General features: G+C 61.1%; 21 protein-coding genes. 15 read left to right on the forward strand and 6 right to left on the reverse strand.

Annotation, left to right across the window (positions count from 1 at the left end; all coding sequences use genetic code 11):
• Nucleotides 1-37: 37 nt before the first annotated feature.
• Together ACZ0BA_RS03615 and ACZ0BA_RS03620 are read right to left on the reverse strand one after the other, a co-directional pair.
• Nucleotides 38-268 (reverse strand): hypothetical protein, encoded by a 231-nt coding sequence (locus ACZ0BA_RS03615; protein WP_463449974.1) that lies wholly within the window; start codon nt 266-268, stop codon nt 38-40.
• A complete protein-coding gene (locus ACZ0BA_RS03620; RefSeq protein WP_463449975.1) occupies nt 265-522 on the reverse strand; it encodes a hypothetical protein in 258 nt (85 codons plus the stop codon). Before ACZ0BA_RS03620 ends, ACZ0BA_RS03615 begins: the two co-directional genes overlap by 4 nt.
• A gap of 177 nt (nt 523-699) precedes the next feature.
• Here ACZ0BA_RS03620 and ACZ0BA_RS03625 point away from each other — a divergent pair, with 177 nt between their 5' ends.
• Both ACZ0BA_RS03625 and ACZ0BA_RS03630 read left to right on the forward strand, forming a co-directional pair.
• Entirely contained in the window at nt 700-1,629 is a 930-nt protein-coding gene (locus tag ACZ0BA_RS03625; protein ID WP_463449976.1) for a 23S rRNA (adenine(2030)-N(6))-methyltransferase RlmJ, read from the forward strand.
• 100 nt (nt 1,630-1,729) lie between these two features.
• Nucleotides 1,730-2,998 carry an EAL and HDOD domain-containing protein gene (locus ACZ0BA_RS03630; protein ID WP_463449977.1) on the forward strand — a complete coding sequence of 423 codons (1,269 nt, stop codon included), beginning with the start codon at nt 1,730-1,732 and terminating at the stop codon, nt 2,996-2,998.
• A gap of 39 nt (nt 2,999-3,037) precedes the next feature.
• Here ACZ0BA_RS03630 and ACZ0BA_RS03635 read toward each other — a convergent pair whose 3' ends face one another.
• The gene (locus tag ACZ0BA_RS03635; RefSeq protein WP_463449978.1) at nt 3,038-3,784 is read right to left on the reverse strand and encodes an SDR family oxidoreductase; all 747 of its coding nucleotides are present in this window, start codon (nt 3,782-3,784) and stop codon (nt 3,038-3,040) included.
• Between the two features lie 106 nt (nt 3,785-3,890).
• Between ACZ0BA_RS03635 and ACZ0BA_RS03640 the strand changes: the two genes are divergently transcribed.
• The gene (locus ACZ0BA_RS03640; RefSeq protein WP_463449979.1) at nt 3,891-4,766 is read left to right on the forward strand and encodes a LysR family transcriptional regulator; all 876 of its coding nucleotides are present in this window, start codon (nt 3,891-3,893) and stop codon (nt 4,764-4,766) included.
• A gap of 61 nt (nt 4,767-4,827) precedes the next feature.
• Nucleotides 4,828-5,178, forward strand: coding sequence for a hypothetical protein (locus tag ACZ0BA_RS03645; RefSeq protein ID WP_463449980.1), 351 nt, complete (start codon nt 4,828-4,830; stop codon nt 5,176-5,178).
• Between the two features lie 46 nt (nt 5,179-5,224).
• Here the strand turns inward: ACZ0BA_RS03645 and ACZ0BA_RS03650 are convergent, their stop codons facing one another.
• From ACZ0BA_RS03650 to ACZ0BA_RS03660, 3 genes are read right to left on the reverse strand one after another with little or no spacing between them, the layout of a single operon-like run.
• Nucleotides 5,225-5,743 (reverse strand): XRE family transcriptional regulator, encoded by a 519-nt coding sequence (locus ACZ0BA_RS03650; protein WP_463449981.1) that lies wholly within the window; start codon nt 5,741-5,743, stop codon nt 5,225-5,227.
• Nucleotides 5,744-5,795: 52 nt separating this feature from the next.
• On the reverse strand, nt 5,796-6,521 hold the full coding sequence (locus ACZ0BA_RS03655; protein ID WP_463449982.1) for an SAM-dependent methyltransferase: 726 nt from the start codon (nt 6,519-6,521) through the stop codon (nt 5,796-5,798).
• 6 nt (nt 6,522-6,527) lie between these two features.
• On the reverse strand, nt 6,528-7,169 hold the full coding sequence (locus ACZ0BA_RS03660; RefSeq protein WP_463449983.1) for a Maf-like protein: 642 nt from the start codon (nt 7,167-7,169) through the stop codon (nt 6,528-6,530).
• A gap of 136 nt (nt 7,170-7,305) precedes the next feature.
• Between ACZ0BA_RS03660 and ACZ0BA_RS03665 the strand changes: the two genes are divergently transcribed.
• The 11 genes from ACZ0BA_RS03665 (at nt 7,306) to ACZ0BA_RS03715 (ending at nt 15,710) form a co-directional block, all read left to right on the forward strand.
• Nucleotides 7,306-7,803 (forward strand): YceD family protein, encoded by a 498-nt coding sequence (locus ACZ0BA_RS03665; RefSeq protein WP_463449984.1) that lies wholly within the window; start codon nt 7,306-7,308, stop codon nt 7,801-7,803.
• A gap of 206 nt (nt 7,804-8,009) precedes the next feature.
• Entirely contained in the window at nt 8,010-8,192 is a 183-nt protein-coding gene (gene rpmF / locus ACZ0BA_RS03670; RefSeq protein WP_008449924.1) for a 50S ribosomal protein L32, read from the forward strand.
• A 187-nt stretch (nt 8,193-8,379) separates the two neighbouring features.
• Entirely contained in the window at nt 8,380-9,441 is a 1,062-nt protein-coding gene (gene plsX / locus ACZ0BA_RS03675; RefSeq protein ID WP_463449985.1) for a phosphate acyltransferase PlsX, read from the forward strand.
• A 15-nt stretch (nt 9,442-9,456) separates the two neighbouring features.
• Complete coding sequence (locus ACZ0BA_RS03680; protein ID WP_463449986.1) at nt 9,457-10,461, forward strand: beta-ketoacyl-ACP synthase III; 1,005 nt, start codon at nt 9,457-9,459, stop codon at nt 10,459-10,461.
• Nucleotides 10,462-10,582: 121 nt separating this feature from the next.
• Nucleotides 10,583-11,524: an ACP S-malonyltransferase gene (gene fabD / locus ACZ0BA_RS03685; RefSeq protein WP_463449987.1), complete on the forward strand. Its 942-nt coding sequence runs from the start codon at nt 10,583-10,585 to the stop codon at nt 11,522-11,524.
• Nucleotides 11,525-11,579: 55 nt separating this feature from the next.
• The gene (gene fabG / locus ACZ0BA_RS03690; protein ID WP_463449988.1) at nt 11,580-12,326 is read left to right on the forward strand and encodes a 3-oxoacyl-ACP reductase FabG; all 747 of its coding nucleotides are present in this window, start codon (nt 11,580-11,582) and stop codon (nt 12,324-12,326) included.
• Between the two features lie 154 nt (nt 12,327-12,480).
• A complete protein-coding gene (gene acpP, locus ACZ0BA_RS03695; protein WP_008449912.1) occupies nt 12,481-12,720 on the forward strand; it encodes an acyl carrier protein in 240 nt (79 codons plus the stop codon).
• 31 nt (nt 12,721-12,751) lie between these two features.
• Nucleotides 12,752-13,999 carry a beta-ketoacyl-ACP synthase II gene (gene fabF, locus ACZ0BA_RS03700; protein ID WP_463449989.1) on the forward strand — a complete coding sequence of 416 codons (1,248 nt, stop codon included), beginning with the start codon at nt 12,752-12,754 and terminating at the stop codon, nt 13,997-13,999.
• 183 nt (nt 14,000-14,182) lie between these two features.
• Nucleotides 14,183-14,599 carry a hypothetical protein gene (locus ACZ0BA_RS03705; RefSeq protein ID WP_463449990.1) on the forward strand — a complete coding sequence of 139 codons (417 nt, stop codon included), beginning with the start codon at nt 14,183-14,185 and terminating at the stop codon, nt 14,597-14,599.
• 79 nt (nt 14,600-14,678) lie between these two features.
• Entirely contained in the window at nt 14,679-15,281 is a 603-nt protein-coding gene (gene rpoE / locus ACZ0BA_RS03710; protein WP_463449991.1) for an RNA polymerase sigma factor RpoE, read from the forward strand.
• Between the two features lie 90 nt (nt 15,282-15,371).
• Nucleotides 15,372-15,710, forward strand: a complete 339-nt coding sequence (locus tag ACZ0BA_RS03715) for a sigma-E factor negative regulatory protein (protein ID WP_463449992.1) — start codon at nt 15,372-15,374, stop codon at nt 15,708-15,710.
• Nucleotides 15,711-15,773: the final 63 nt, after the last annotated feature.

The raw sequence follows: 15,773 nt of genomic DNA on the forward strand, positions 1-15,773 counted from the left end.
CCCCCATGCGGGGGCTTCGTTGACATCATGCCGATCCTTACGGATGGGCCTTTTGCATGTGCAGATCGAGATGCTTGCGCAGGCGGTGCTGGAAGATGGCGGCGTCTTCGATGGTGCCCATGTCGTCGTCCACTTCCGTCAGGTGGGTCTGATAGCCCTCCGCGAACGAGACGCTAGCCTCGACCTCGCCTTGTTTCCCCGACAGGGAGTGTCCCTGCACGGCGCCAAGAATATTGCCTTGGCCGTCGGTGATGATGGTCATTTTCATGACATGCCTCCGCCTTGTAGATTGTGAAAGGCGCCACCGATGCCGCGATTGCGGATCTGCACGAAATAGGTGGCGTTGCCATTGTTTTCCTTGCGCTTGGCCTGCTCCTCGGCGACGTGCACCGCACCCTGGTTGGGTACTTTGACGTCGGCCGATGCGAACTGCGTGCCACGGTCGGCCGGGTAGCTGTAGTTCCAGAACGCCGTTTGACCGGGCGCCAGGAAGGTCAGCGGACCTACGTTAGTAAATGACATAATTTCCTCCAAAAAGATACGTCGCAGCGGCGAATGCCAGAGCGGCTATTCCATCTTAGTCACTGTGATTGAGTCCGCTTTGACGAAAACGATGTGGCGCGTTTTTTGTCCGCCGGGGCTTTCTAGTGGATAATGCGGGATTGTGATGCACCATTTATATTAGGAAGTACCCAAGCTATGTTGAGTTACCGCCACGGCTTTCACGCTGGCAATCACGCCGATGTCTTGAAGCATTTTGTGACCATCCAGCTTATGCAGTATCTGAACCAGAAAGATACCGCGTACAGCTACATCGACACGCACTCCGGCGCCGGCGTGTACGCGCTCGACAGCGCGTTTGCGTCCAAGAACGCCGAATACGACACTGGCATCGGCCCGCTGTGGGAACGCACCGATCTGCCGGCGCCGATCAAGGAATATGTCGACCTGATCAAGGCCATGAACCCGAGCGGCAAGATGCGCTACTACCCGGGCTCGCCGTACATCGCCGACCAGGTCGCGCGCGAGCACGACCGTCTGCGCCTGTTCGAGCTGCACCCGGCCGATTCGAAACTGCTGGCCGATAACTTCCGCAAGCTCGACGAGCACGCCGCGCAGCAGGGCATCCGTCCGACCACGCGCGGCAAGCGCGTGCTGGTCACCCGTGGCGATGGTTTCCAGGCCCTTAAAGCGCTGTTGCCGCCGCCGTCGCGCCGCGCGCTGGTGCTGATCGACCCGCCGTACGAAGACAAGATGGACTACAAAAAGGTCAAGGACACCTTGGCCGAGGCGCTGGGCCGCTTCCCGACCGGCACTTACGCGGTCTGGTATCCGCTGCTGCAGCGTATGGAATCGCGCCAGTTCGCCGACAAGCTCAAGCAACTGCCATGCAGCGACTGGCTCAATGTGGTGCTGACCACGCACACGCCGATGCCGGACGGCTTTGGCCTGCACAGCAGCGGCATGTTCATCCTGAATCCGCCGTACACGCTCGAGCCGATGCTCAAGGAAGTGATGCCGTGGCTGGTCAAGGCGCTGGCCAAGGATGCCGGCGCCCGATTCACGCTCGAGAGCGGCAAACCGACTTCTACGCGCAACACCGCCGTGCGCCGTCCTGTTACCCGATAGAAAAACATTGTCAAGACGGTAGGAGCGGGGTTAGTCTGGTGGCTGGCGGGTCGCTCATTGAGTTAGCGATCCGAATAATGCAACACAGACTGGGAAATGAATGATGACAGCGCCAGAGCTGCCGCCGTCCACGCTTGCGGATAATTTCTTTCTGGCCCGCCAGCCCATCCTCAACCGGGGGCAGCGGCTGGTCGGCTACGAATTGCTGTTTCGGGACGCGCACACCAACAACGCCGCCAACATCACCGACCAGGCCGCAGCGACGGCCACCGTGATTGCCCATGCCGCCGAGCTGGGCATGGGCCACGTGGTCGGCGACCAGATGGCCTTCGTCAACGTCGACGGCGTCGGCTTGATGAGCGACTTCATCCGTTTTCTTCCGAACGACAAAGTCATCCTCGAAATCCTCGAGACCGTCAAAGCCACGCCGGACGTGCTGGACCGCATCCGCGAGCTCAAACAGGCCGGCTTCCGCTTCGCGCTCGACGACGTCGTCGGCCCGAGCGAGGACGTGCAAAAGCTGCAGGCGCTCTGCGACGTCATCAAGGTAGACATCCAGGACATGCCGCCCGGTGCCCTGCCGGCGCTGGCGCGCGCGCTCAAGAATCCCAAGCACAAGCTGCTGGCCGAGAAGGTGGAAACGGTCGAGGAATTCCGCCTATGCATGGATCTCGGCTTCGAATATTTCCAGGGTTATTATTTCGCCCGGCCGGTGATTTTGAGCGGCAAGAAGATCTCGCCGACGCAGCGCAGCGTGCTGCATCTGCTGGAGTTGCTCGACGCGGACGCCAGCAGTCACGAGATCGAAAGCAGCGTCAAGCATGACGCCGTGCTCACGTTGAACCTGCTGCGCCTGGTGAACACGCCCGCGGTCGGCACGCGCTACCGCATCAACTCGGTGGGGCATGCGCTGATGGTGTTGGGACGCCGCCAGCTCAAGCGCTGGCTGCAGATTTTGTTGTATGTGAAGGGCGCCGGCGCGCAGGAGTTCACGTCGCCGCTGCTGCAACTGGCAACCACGCGCGGCAAGACGATCGAGCTGATGGTCGAGCATTTGCGCCCCGGGCAGCGGGTCAGCGCCGACATCGGCTTCACGGTCGGCGTGATGTCGTTGATGGACACGCTGTTCTCGATCCAGATGCGCGACGTGCTCGAGAGCGTGAACGTGCTGGACGAAGTGCGGGCGGCGTTGCTGCATCGGGGCGGGGACTACGGCAGCATGCTCAGTTTAATCGAGCACATCGAGCATGGGCGTGAAACGCAGGTGCTGGCGCAGATGCTGAGCCAAATGTCGCTAAAGCCGGCGGATCTGTACGCGATCCAGCTGGCCGCGATCGAGTGGGTGACGGATTACACGCGCGGATTCTAACCAGCAGTCGGGGCAGTTTGCCCCCGGTTTCGCCCGCGATCAGCTGTGCTGTGCGAGCATTTGCAACGCTTCGTCAAATTGTCCCTTGGCCTCGGCCTCGCGGAAATACCGCACGCCTTCCACACACACCTCCGTTGGCGTGTCCGCCGCGTGCAGCAAGGCCATGACCTCGTCGGCAAAGGCGTCGAGCGGCATGCTGTTCGGATCCTTCGACTGACCCGGCGACAATTCCGTCTGCACTTGCGGCGGCACAATCTCAATCACCTCCACCTTGCCCTTCAGCAGAGGGCGGATCGCCGCCGTGTACGAGTGTATCGCGGCCTTGGTCGCGCTGTAGGTCGGCGCCGCCGGATACGGAACGAATGCCAGCCCCGACGACACGTTGATGATGGCCGCGTCGGCCGCAGTGCTCAGATGATCGATCAAGGCGTTCGTCATGCGGATCGGCCCGAGAATGTTGGTTGTGATCATCTGTTCGGCGTCCGCCAAGTCGCGGCGGGCGGTGATTTTCTCCGGGCTGTACACGCCCGCGTTGTTGAGCAGCACGTTGAGGCCGGGATGGTCGGCGACGACTTGCCGCGCGAACGCGTCGACCTCGTCTTGCGAGGTGACGTCCAGCACATAGGCGGTCAAGCGCTCGCGGCCGGCGACGGCTTCGTTCAGCGCCTGCTGGCGGCGTCCCGTGATGATGACGCTGTTGCCGGCGTCGTGCCAACGATGTGCCAGGGCCTGGCCGATGCCCGAACCACCGCCGGTGATCAGAATGGTATTGCCGGTGCTCTTCATAGTGCTTGTCCTCGGTGGTCGTGAATGGTCGCACTATCCTAGTGTATTCAGCAATGATTGCACAGATGCTAATATCGACACACCTTGTGCCAAATGTGGAACGACGATGGATTTGACCGCAGTCACCGATTTTAATCTTGTCGCCAAACATGGCGGCTTTGGCGCCGCAAGCCGTGCCACGGCGACGTCGAAGTCGACCTTGTCGCGCCGCGTGCGCGAGCTGGAGGAGAGTCTCGGCGCGCGGCTCATCGAGCGCGGCGCGCGACCGTTGCGGCTGACGGAGGAGGGCGCGGCACTTTACGCGCGCACCGACGAACCGTTTGTGGCGATCACCGACGCCTTGCAGAGCATCAAGGCCGGGCTGAATCGTCCGCGTGGTCGCTTGCGCATCAGTGCGCCGCTGCTGTTCGCCAGCATGTCGCTGGGGCCATTGGCCGCAGCGTTCTTGGTGGCGTATCCGGATGTGCTGCTCGAAGTCAGCACCGACGACGGTTTCGTCGACTTGCGCGATGGCGAGGCCGACCTTGTCATCCGCGCCAATCCGCGCCCCGATGACGATCTTGTTGGCCGCTGTTTCTTGCGCAGTCCGCTAGTGCTGGTCGCGCCGTGCGCCTTGCCGCGCCCGGACGGGGATCAGCAGACGTTTCCCGCCGTGATGCGCACGGGAATGGTCGACGGCGACACCTGGACGATTGTCGATCCGCGCGACGGCGTCAGCCGCAGATATCGTCCGCAGGCGGTGCTGCGGCTGTCGTCGCCGCTATCGATCCGGGACGCCGTCCTGGCCGGCGCCGGCGCGGCGATGGTGCCGGTCGCGATTGTCGCCGACGATGTGGCCGCTGGGCGTCTGGTGCAATGGGGCGCGTCGGCCTTGCCGCCCGTGGAGGTGTGGGTGCTGCATGCATCGCGACGTTTGGTCAGCACCAAGGTGAGCGCCTTCGTCGAGTTTATCTGTGACTATTTTGCCGACAAAAATCGGTGACTCAGTTACGATGGGGGTCAAGTCTGGCATTCGTACACGGGCTGATCATTAGGGAGGCTGATTGGGCAAGGTGCTATTGCGTATCAAGACGATCGTAGTGGCGTGCGTCGCTGCTGCGGTGCTGACCTATGTTTCACTGCTCGTGCCTGGACGCGTCAGCGCCGTGTGCTCCGACCTGGGCGCGCCGGTCTATTGTCCTGTGATCGCTTACGGCTTTCCGCTGCCGTTTGTCGCTGACAGTCAGGCGATTTCACCAGTCGGCTCGGTGGCAAGGGACCCGTTGTCCCTGTTGCTAGGCGAGGACGACGTTTTGTGGCCGCAGCTGACGCTGACTGCGATGTTTTGGCTGTTTGTGGTGGTGCTTGTCCGGTTGACCTGGCTGCGCCGGAGCCGGCGACGCGACCTGCCTTAATCTCGTCCCTTGGAGCGGGTGCATGAAATACGATCCGCATCGGCGTTTATGACGATGAGGCCTTGGATCCAAGCTTGGACGGGGCAACCGGCTTTTTTGTCGGGGTGGCTTTGGCTGTCGCTTTTGGGGCGATAGCAAGCTTTCGCGTGCCATTTAAAGCTGACGGTGCTGCCGCTTTTGCGCCCCGGGCGGCCGTCTTTGCAGAAACGGTAGGCGGTCGCGCGTCAGGGGTTACATCGTCCCACGGAAGAAAGTTTGGTAAATCGATGCGTGATCCGTCTTTGGCAACGACCGATAACTCAAGCGTCATCCCGAGTGACTTCAAATATCGTCGCAGCGTCGAAAGATAGGTATCGGTGCGGGTTTCGAGTTGCGACACAGCGTTCTGATTGATACCTAGCTTCTTGGCTACGTCCGCCTGGGTCTTTCCAACGGCTTTACGAAAATCGGCGAGGGTGGAGGCGTAGGTCAGCATTTCTGCGATTTTTTTCTCGGAAATATCGGCAATTTTGGCTTGGCGGTCAGCCGGTAGGCTCTTGATGATGTCCTCGATATTTCTGCCCATGCCTATCTTGTGTGTCGCCAGCTATTTCCTTATCCCTACCTGGCGATTTCAGTTATTGCGCCAGCAGCAGGAAAACTGTCGGCTTCTTGTGGAAATCCGGCGCCTTGGCGCTTTTCCATTGCGCCGCCGTCATCGTGCCGATCGTTTCCGACGCCAGACTCAGGTCGGTCGCGACGCACACCAGGGTCGATGGCGAGCAGGAGGCCACCAGCGCTTCCAGCATCGCGGCGTTGCGGTAGGGCGTTTCGATAAACAGCTGCGTCTGCTTTTCCTTGCGCGAGCGCGTTTCCAGCTCCTTGATGCGTGCGGCGCGTTGCGCGGCGTCTGTCGGCAGATAGCCGTTGAAGGCGAAACTCTGGCCGTTCAGGCCGCTCGCCATCACGGCCAGCAACAGCGACGACGGTCCGACCAGCGGCCGCACCGGGATATTGTGCTGATGCGCCAACCGCACCAGGTCGGCGCCCGGATCGGCCACCGCCGGCACGCCGGCCTCCGACACCAGTCCGCCATCGCGGCCCGCCAGCAGCGGCGCCAGCAGTCCGGCCAGCGCGGCCGCAGGCGTGTTGACGTTCAATTCGGAAATGGTGATCTCTTGCAGCGGCTTGGCCAGCGCATGGTTGGCATTGACCAGCTTGAGGAAGGCGCGCGCGGTCTTGGCGTTCTCCGCGACGAAGTAATCCAGCTGCGACGTGATCTGTTGTACCTGCTCGGGCAGGACGGAGGAGAGCGCTTCAGTCTCGCCCAGGGTGTTCGGTATTAAAAAGAGGGTGCCGGCCATAAAAATCTAGCTGTTATTTGTTTGAGTGTTGAAAAAGGAAACGCCAATCTTGCGCAGCATGCCTGTCAGCGCGATCAAAGGCAAGCCGGTGAGGGCGGTCGGGTCGCTGCTGTCGATGCGTTCGAGGATGGCGATACCGAGCGCTTCGTTCTTGGCGCTGCCGGCGCAGTCGTACGGCTGCTCGATGCGCAGGTAGGCGTCGAGCTCGGCGTCCGGCAGGTCGCGGAACTTCACGATTGTGCGAATGTCCTCCACCTGCGCGGCGGCTGCCGGATCGGCGGCGCGGCCGTCCCAGACGCACAGCGCGGTGTGGAACACCACTTCGCGCCCGCGCATGGTTTGCAGCTGCGCCAGCGCGTTGGCGTGGTTGCCCGGCTTGCCGATCTGCTGCTCGTCCAACGTGGCGACCTGGTCGGAGCCGATGACGATGCAGCCGGGCAGCTTGGCGGCCACGGCGGCAGCCTTTTCACGCGCCAGGCGCAGCGCGGTGGCGCTGGGCGTTTCGCCGGGCAGGGGCGTCTCGTCGATATCGGGCACGGCCACCTCGAACGGCAGTTGTAGCCGTGATAATAATTCCTTGCGGTAGGCCGAACTGGAGGCTAAAACGAGTCGTTGTGGGGCGATTTGAGCGGTTGCGCTTGATGTCATAGGGGGAATGTTATATGCTCTGTCGCCGGCTTGAAGCGCGACGGAAAAAGACGAAAAACGGGAAAAAGCCGCGCAGGCTTTGACTTGGTGCGGGAAACCCTGTTATTATCGCAGGTTTTCCGGGGAATTTTCTGTAATGAATGCTATTGTCATCGACGCTTTTGAGTTTTGTCGGAACAACGGCAGCCAGCAAGGCGTGACGCCTGTTGCCGAAATGACCCGCCTGACCAAGGATTGTGCCGACAACTCGGGCACCATCACCTGGAAGGTCGAAGGCGGCACCGGCAAGATGGGCTTCCCGCAAATGAAGCTGTCTGTTTCCGGCACCGTGCAATTGGTTTGCCAGCGCTGCCTGACCCCATACGCTCACACCATCGATTCGTCGACGCTGTTGATGCTGGGTAAGGATGATCAGCAGGCGGATGAAATCGAAGAAATGATCGACGACGAGAGCATCGACGTGATCGTCGGTAGCCGCACCATGTCGGTGGCGGATCTGGTGGAAGACGAAGCGCTGCTGGCCTTGCCGCATACGCCGAAACATGATGTCTGCCCCGATAACGCCCTGCTGGACAAGGCGAAAAGCGAGAAGATCTCGCCGTTCGACGCCCTCAAGGGCCTCAAATCCGAATAAGTACCGAACAAGTAGTACAGAACAAGTAGTACGTAAAGTACGTGCCACGCACGTGTTGTAGTCGAGTATGGCAAGTCAGTAGGGCAATGTAGTAAATCTCAGTTTAACTATGCCGGTTCCGTTTTGCCGGCAGGATACTCGATTCGCATGTATTTGCTGGTCGAATGTGTTAAAATTTTAGAACTTATGTATTAGGAGTCATTAACATGGCAGTTCAACAGAACAAGAAGTCCCCTTCGAAGCGCGGTATGCACCGTTCGCACGATTTCCTGGTTGCTCCACAACTGGGTATCGAGCCAACCACCGGTGAAACCCACCTGCGTCACCACATCAGCCCTAACGGCTTTTATCGTGGCCGTAAAGTCCTGAAAACCAAAAACGACGAGTAATCGACGCTTTTGCTGGACCCGGAAATAGGCGGTGCTGTCTTATGAAGCATCGCTTTTTCTTTTTTCATCGGCTGCAATCCTCTTTTGCACACCGTCATTTTGAAACGCGTAGACCTGGATTTCAGTGGTCCGCCGCTTGCCGCAGCTTGCCCAGACAAGGGCTGGAGCGTGGTACTGAATCAAAACAATGACAATCAAAATTTCTATCGACTGCATGGGCGGAGATCACGGTCCATCGGTCACCATCCCCGCAGCTATTTCCTTCGTCAAACGCGAACCCGAGGCTGAACTGATATTGGTCGGTTTGGAAGACGTTATCCGCGCAGAATTGAAAAAACATCACGCCGACGCGCATCCGCGCCTGTCCGTCGTGCATGCATCCGAACAAGTCACCATGGACGATCCGCTTGAAGTGGCGCTGCGCCGCAAGAAGGATTCGTCGATGCGCGTCGCCATCGAGCAGGTCAAGGGCGGCAGCGCCCAGGCGTGCGTCTCGGCCGGCAACACCGGGGCGCTGATGGCGGTGGCCCGCTACGTGCTCAAGACCATGACCGGGGTCGACCGTCCAGCCATCTGCAGCATCATGCCGAACCAAAAGGGCGGCCCGACTTACATGCTCGACCTGGGCGCCAACGTCGATTGCGAACCGCACCACTTGCACCAGTTCGCCATCATGGGTTCGGTGCTGGTGTCGGCGATGGAAAGCATCCCGCGCCCGACCCTGGGCCTGCTCAACGTCGGCACCGAGGACATCAAAGGCAACGACGTTGTCAAGGCCACCAGCAAGCTGCTGCAGGCCGACCACGAGCGCGGCGCGCTGAACTTCTACGGCAACGTGGAGGGCAACGACATCTTCAAGGGCACCACCGATATCGTCGTCTGCGACGGCTTCGTCGGCAACGTTACCCTGAAGGCGGTGGAGGGCGTGGCACGCTTTTTCGCCGACACCGTCAAGACCGAATTCAAACGCAATCCGCTGACGATACTGAGCGCTCTGCTCGGTCGCGGGGCCCTGAACAACATCAAAAGCCGCCTGTCGCCGTCGCGCTATAACGGCGCCAGCCTGCTCGGTTTGCGCGGCCTGGTGTTCAAGAGCCATGGCGGCGCCGACGCATATTCTTTCGAGTGGGCGATCAAGCGGGCGTATGATGCTGCAAAAAATGATGTGTTGCCGCACATTTCGACGTTAATCGCCGAACTCATGCCACGCAACACGGAAACCCCGGAAGTTCCAAGCTCAACTATTTAGTGGATGGTGGACGGCATGACTTTGTACAGCAAAATAATCGGCACCGGCAGCTACCTGCCTGAGCGGCGTGTCACTAATCAGGATCTGACCGATCAACTCGCCGCCAAGGGCATCGAGACCTCGGACGAGTGGATCGTCAGCCGCAGCGGCATCTCGGCGCGCCACTTTGCCGAGCCGGGCGAAAAGTCGTCCGACCTGGCCGTCAAGGCCGCCCAGCGCGCGCTCGACATGGCCGGCTTGCAGCCCAACGATATCGATCTGATCGTGCTGGCCAGTTCGACGCCGGACTTCTTCGGCAGCTTCCCGAGCACCGCCTGCATCGTCCAGCAAAAGCTGGGCATCACCAACAACGGCGCGGCCGTCGATGTGCAGGCCGTCTGCAGCGGCTTCGTCTATGCGATGTCCACCGCCGACGCCTTCATCCGTGCCGGCATGAACAAGAACGTGCTGGTGATCGGCTCGGAAGTGTTCTCGCGCATCCTCGATTTCAACGACCGCACCACTTGCGTGCTGTTCGGCGACGGCGCCGGCGCCGTGGTGCTGACCGCGTCGCAGGAGCCGGGCATTTTGGCGACCGCGCTGCATGCGGACGGCCGCCATTCCGGCATCCTGTGCATGCCCGATTCGTTCGGCGGCGCGGTGGCCGGCGAGGCCTACCTGTACATGGACGGCCCGGCGGTGTTCAAGCTGGCCGTGTCGGTGCTGGAGAAGGTGGCGCACGAGGCGCTGGAAAAAGCCGATATGGCGCAGGACCAGATCGACTGGCTGATTCCGCACCAGGCCAATATCCGCATCATGAACAGTACCGCCAAGAAGCTCGGTTTGCCGCTGGAGAAGATGGTGGTGACCGTCGATCAGCATGGCAATACGTCGGCCGCGTCGATTCCGCTGGCGTTGGATGTCGCGGTGCGCGATGGCCGCATCCGGAAGGGCCAGAACATCTTGATGGAAGGTGTTGGCGGCGGCTTTACGTGGGGCGCCGTCCTGGCGAGGTTGACTGATGACCTGCTTGCCCGCTAGGACTTGCCAAGTTTTGATTGAATTAGAATTAGAGTTCTAACGAGCCCGGCGGTAGTGGCATCGTCATGAGGCCGTGTTAGCGTGACCACGGGATCACGTAAATTAACGAGATGGATGTGTGATGACTAAATTTGCTTTTGTATTTCCAGGCCAGGGTTCGCAGGCGATCGCGATGATGGACGGCTTTGCCGGCAACCCGGTGGTGGCGCAGACCATCGCCGAGGCATCGGACGCGTTGAACTTCGACCTGGGCAAACTGATGGCCGAAGGTCCGAAGGAAGAGCTGGACCTGACCACCAACACCCAGCCGGTCATGCTGACCGCCGCCGTCGCCACCTACCGCGCGTGGATCGCCGCCGGCGGCCCGGTGCCGTCGATTGTGGCCGGGCACAGCCTGGGTGAGTACTCGGCGCTGGTCGCCGCCGGCGTGATCGCGTTCAAGGACGCGGTGCCGCTGGTGCGCTTCCGCGCGCAAGCGATGCAGGAAGCCGTGCCGGTCGGGCAGGGTACGATGGCCGTGGTGCTGGGCCTGTCGGACGACGACGTCCGCGCCGCCTGCGCCCAAGCGGTCGCCGCCACGCCGGGTTCGGTGGTTGAGGCGGTCAACTTCAACGCGCCGGCCCAGGTTGTGATCGCCGGTGAAACGGCCGCCGTCGAGCGCGCCTGCGAGATCGCCAAGGCCAAGGGCGCCAAGCGCGCCATGAAGCTGCCGGTGTCGGCGCCGTTCCACTCGTCGCTGCTCAAGCCAGCCTCGGACCGCCTGCGCGACTACATGGCCGACCTGAATTTCTCGGCGCCGCAAATCGCGCTGATCAACAACGTCGACGTGGCCGTGCTCAACGATCCGGCCGCCATCAAGGATGCGCTGGTGCGCCAGGCCGCCGCGCCGGTGCGCTGGGTCGAGACGATGCAAAAAATCGCCGCCGAAGGCATCACCCAGGTGGTCGAATGCGGTCCGGGCAAGGTGCTGATGGGCCTGACCAAACGCATCGATGCCGCCCTGCTGGGCGACGCCATCACCGACCAGGCTGCGCTGGACCGCATCTTGACCTCGCTCAAGTAATCCGGTCGCGGCAGTCAAACAATCGCACACTCGTTATTTACGTAGAAGGACAACCATGAATTTAGCAAATCAAGTCGCTCTGGTCACGGGCGCATCGCGCGGCATCGGCAAGGCCATCGCGCAAGAGCTGGCCCGCCAGGGCGCGCGCGTGATCGGCACCGCCACCACCGAGGCGGGCGCGGAGGCGATCAGCGCCTACCTGGCCGAGTTCGGCGCGGAGGCGGGCAAGGGCTTGGTGCTGAACGTGACCGACGCCGAGCGCTGCGCCGCCGTCATCGACGAGATCGCCAAAACCTTCGGCGCCGTCGGCATCCTGGTCAACAACGCCGGCATCACGCAGGACCAGCTGGCCATGCGCATGAAGGACGAGGAATGGGACAGCGTCATCGCCACCAACCTGACCTCGGTCGGCCGTTTGTCGCGCGCTGTACTGCGCGGCATGATGAAAGCGAAAACTGGGCGTATTATTAACATCACTTCGGTCGTGGCGTCGTCGGGCAATCCAGGCCAGATGAATTACGCCGCCGCCAAGGCCGGCGTCGAGGGCATGGGCCGCGCGCTGGCGCGCGAGATCGGCAGCCGCAATATCACCGTCAACAGTGTGGCGCCGGGCTTCATCGATACCGACATGACCAAGGCCCTGGGCGAAGAGCAACACGCGGCGCTGCTGACGCAGATTCCGCTGGCGCGCCTGGGCAAGCCGGAGGACATCGCCGCGGCGGTGGCGTTCCTGGCCTCGCCGCAAGCGGCATATATTACCGGTACCACCCTGCACGTGAACGGCGGTATGTACATGAATTGATGGGTTTCGTCGGTAATAAAATACCGATTCCCGTCTTTTACCAGTGATTTCGAAAGAGTTTGCAGTAAATTAGCGGCAGACATCGAAATTAGTTTTTCAGTGCGCAAACCTGATAAAATGCGCGCTTTCCGTAACAAACAAATGGAGCCATAACATGTCGGATATCGAACAACGCGTTAAGAAAATCGTCGCTGAGCAACTGGGCGTCGCCGAAGCAGACATCAAGATCGAATCCTCGTTCGTCGACGACCTGGGCGCTGACTCGCTGGACACCGTCGAGCTGGTGATGGCCCTGGAAGATGAATTCGAAATGGAAATCCCTGACGAACAGGCTGAAAAGATCACGACCGTACAGCAAGCGATCGACTACGCTACTGCACACGTCAAGGCCTGATTTACCGCCCGATCGACTTTAGGAGAATCGCTTGAGAGGTTCTAAAAACCGTCGTGTTGTCATTACCGGCCTTGGCGCCGTTTCCCCGATCGGCAACAATGTTGCCGACACGTGGGCGGCGGCGCTCGAGGGTAAGTCCGGTATTGCCACCATCACCAAGTTTGACGCGCAAGCTTTCAGTACCCGTTTTGCCGGTGAAGTCAAAGGCTTCAATATTGAAGACTACATCTCGGCCAAGGAAGCCCGCCATATGGATACGTTTATCCATTACGGCATGGCGGCCGGCATCCAGGCCGTGCAGGATTCCGGCGTGGTCGTGACCGAAGAGAACGCCGACCGCATCGGCGTCATCATCGGTTCCGGCATCGGCGGCCTGCCGATGATCGAAGAGCAGAAGGAAGACTACGACAAGCGCGGTCCGCGCCGTATCTCCCCGTTCTTCGTGCCAGCGTCGATCATCAACATGATCTCCGGTAACCTGTCGATCAAGTACGGCATGCGTGGCCCTAACCTGTCGATCGTGACGGCCTGCACCACCGGCCTGCACTGCATCGGCGCCGCCGCTCGTCTGATCGAGTACGGCGATGCCGACGTGATGGTGGCCGGCGGCGCGGAATCGACCATTTCGCCGCTGGGCCTGGGCGGTTTCGCCTCGGCCAAGGCGCTGTCGTCGCGCAACGACGATCCGGCGACCGCGTCCCGTCCATGGGATACGGACCGCGACGGCTTCGTGCTGGGCGAGGGCGCCGGCGTCATGGTGCTCGAAGAGTACGAGCACGCCAAGGCGCGCGGGGCGACGATCTACGCCGAACTGCTGGGCTTTGGCATGAGCGCCGACGCCTATCACATGACCTCGCCGTTGGAAGACGGCGCCGGCGGCAGCAAGTCGGCGCAAGCCGCGTTGCGCAACGCCGGTGTCAACCCCGACCAGGTGCAGTATGTGAACGCGCACGGCACCTCGACGCCGCAGGGCGACGTGGCCGAGGTGCAGGGCATCAAGCGCACCTTCGGCGACCACGCCAAAAAGCTGGTGGTCAACTCGACCAAGTCGTTGACCGGCCACCTGCTGGGCGGCGCCGGCGGTCTGGAAGCGGTGTTTACGGTTCTGGCGATGCACCATCAGGTCTCGCCACCGACCATCAACATCTTCAACCAGGACCCCGCCTGCGACCTGGACTTCTGCGCCAACGTCGCCCGTCCGATCAAGATCGAGTACGCGCTGAAGAACTCCTTCGGGTTCGGCGGCACCAACGGCAGCCTGCTGTTCGGTAAAGTGTAAAAAAGTTTGACTCCGCGTTGAACTAAATCCGAGCTCACCTGGTCCAACCAAAGTGAGCGTGGATTCGGCGCTGGCATTCGCCAGCGCCAGAATTGCCCAGCCTTTGCTGGCGCTTCCAAGCTGTGTTGTTTCCCCCTATTTTTTGTGTAAGCGTTTTGTGGTGCTGCCGTCATGTCGATTGCGGTGTCCGTCATCCTTCGCCCGTCGGCCGGCTTGCGTCTTTTGCATGCCGGTCTGTGTAGTTGCGTGACGATGTCGGGCGCTGTCTGTCCGGGCGTGCTGGCGCCGCTGCTGTGTGTCTTGGCCGGCGTGTTCGGCTGGGTGATGGGACGTCCCTGCGGTATCGCGCTGCAGCTTGATATATCGGGTGTCGGCCGCTTGCGGCTGGCGGTATACCAACAGCCAGGGACGGCCTTGCGCCTGCTCGATGGGTCGACCTTGTGGCCGGGCATGTTGTTGTTACGCCTGGGTGGCGATGACGGCAGGGTGCGGTGGGTGCTGGTGCTGCCCGATGGTGTAACGCGGCCCGAGCTGCGTGCGCTATCGCTGGCGTGCCGTGCCGTTGCTGGACGCACTGAAATAAAAACGCCAACACTGTGAACTTCTTGCAGCGGGCTAACTCTATAGCATATATGACTATGAGATTTGGCGATGCTGCAGGCCACTGAGGAATGCAGGAGTGACGACAGAACGTGAATGTGACCAGGTGCTGGTCGACCGGGTCCGGGCCGGTGACAAGCAGGCGTTTGATATGCTGGTGGCGAAGTATCAACGCCGCCTGATGCGCTTGCTGTCACGTATCGTGCACGACCCGGCCGAGGCCGAAGATGTGGTACAAGAGACGTTTATCAAGGCGTACCGGGCGTTGCGGCATTTTCGCGGCGACTCCGCCTTCTACACGTGGTTGTACCGCATCGGCATCAATACCGCCAAGAACTTCCTGGCGACGCAGGGCCGCCGTACGCCCACGTCGACCGAAGCGGATGCGGAACAAGCGGAGGCCTTTAACGATGGCGAGCATCTGCGCGACATCAACACGCCGGAATCCATGCTGGCCAGCAAACAGATCGCGCAGACGGTCAATGCGGCCATGGATGCCTTGCCGGTTGATTTGCGCACCGCGATTGCCTTGCGCGAGATCGAAGGATTGAGCTATGAGGAGATTTCAGACATCATGGCGTGTCCGATTGGCACGGTCCGCAGTCGCATCTTCCGTGCACGCGAAGTCATCGCCGAAAAATTGAAGCCTTTACTGGACATGCCGATTGACAAGCGCTGGTAAGGCAGTAATGATGGCAACAGTTGTTGGCGTCCAGCAAGTGCCGACTAGGCGGCACCGGGGTGGATGTGTTTTAAGATGGCGGGATACGCGATGGAAACCCAGAAAAGACTGCACGAAAACATCTCGGCGCTGGCCGACGGTGAGCTGCCGCACAACGAACGGGAGCTGGCATTCGCCGCCCTCGACACGGCGGACGGGCAGGCGGCCTGGCGCGCTTACCACCTGACCGGCGACGTGCTGCGCGACCAGGCCGACGGCACCCTCAGCGACGGATTCAGCGCGGCGCTGGCCCAGCGCCTGGCGGCCGAGCCGGCCCACGAGTTATCGCCGTTCACATCCGGCGTCAGCGATCCGGCGGCGCCGCCGTTCGACGCCGGCCAGCCGTCCGAAGATCTGCCCGAGTCGCGCGCCGACGTTATCCTTCCGTGACAGTGGCGTAATTCCGCCGTAATTCTCGCTTAAGCCAGCAGTCGTCACATACTCTTATAATAA

The sequence above is a fragment of the Duganella sp. AC917 genome (genome assembly GCF_979258245.1).